This is a genomic window from Pseudoalteromonas sp. SG41-5 (assembly GCF_014164495.1).
Classification (GTDB): domain Bacteria; phylum Pseudomonadota; class Gammaproteobacteria; order Enterobacterales; family Alteromonadaceae; genus Pseudoalteromonas; species Pseudoalteromonas rhizosphaerae.
Genome location: NZ_JACJFH010000242.1, coordinates 1 through 1113 on the forward strand (window position 1 = coordinate 1; position 1113 = coordinate 1113).

The following is a 1113-nucleotide window of genomic DNA, read 5'->3' on the forward strand; positions in this document are numbered from 1 at the left end:
GGGTTTAATAGTATTTATGGCTTACCAATCGAATATTACAAAGCAGGTGAAAAGCCAGGGTTCTTTTCTTGGGGCGATGAGCGCAAGTATAGCCACCGCATTGGCCAAGTCATTAGCCAAGCCATTGTTAAGTTATAAAAAGCTAAGTTATAAAAAAATTACAAGAAGTACAGCAAATAAAGGAGTAACTATGAGTAGTGATGATAAAAAATCAGAGGAAGAAAGAATATTTGATGAGCTCGTTGAGCGCTACATTGCTGAAGAGGAAGATGGCTTAACTCACGAAGAACGAGAAAAAATAAAAAGAGAAAACCGTATTAACGCAATTAACCAGTGGTGCGCTGAAAATCCAGGCCGAGACCCCGCTAGAGCAAAAGATAAAACCATAAAGCAACTGACTTTGGATGAAAAAGCGGTGGTGCGATTAGAAGAGTTTAGAAAAAATAACCCCGAAAAAGCTGCAGAAAATAAAAGGAGAGCCGAAAACAGAAGCAAATACTTTGATAATAGAGCAACATATAAAGAGCAACTGTCTAGAGATTATTTGCATAAAGACAGTTATGAAACGCGATTAAAAAAAGCAGAAGCACTCAATGGCTGCGGGTTTAAAACCCGCACATTTAAAAGTAAGCGTTTTACTGATGAATATACAGCAAAGCTTTCATCCCCAGATAGTGGCTCAACGCTTGAAGGGCACTGGGTTCGCGGAGATGGGCAGCAACTTGCTATTTCATGGTTTGGAGGGTGGTCAAATTTATTTACTGCTCTAAGCTTCTTGCTAATGGTATCTGCAGTTATGTTTTTCTTCGTTGACTTGGTTGTTATTGGTTTTGTGTGGGGCGATTACAGGTGGGTACCGTTTGTTATATACATGCCTTTGTTTATCATAGGTTTTTATATGCATAAACACCGCGCCATATTATCGCACCGAGATAAGTTTTATTTTAATCGCCATACAGGGCTTGTAAAAACCCCTCATACTTTGTTTAGAAAACCGTTTTATTTACCTTACGAAGACATTGTTTGTTTTGGTGCAAATGAGCGCAATGTAGGCTCAGCCCGTGGTGGTTCACGCGTGTTTGTGTCTCTCATGGTGCCATTAAAGTACCCTAA

1 protein-coding gene is annotated in these 1113 nt (G+C 39.5%); it reads left to right on the forward strand.

The window, feature by feature from the left end; translation table 11 throughout:
• Positions 1-190: 190 nt before the first annotated feature.
• On the forward strand, positions 191-1113 hold a 923-nt coding region (locus tag H5232_RS23335; RefSeq protein ID WP_259400196.1), incomplete at its 3' end, for a hypothetical protein.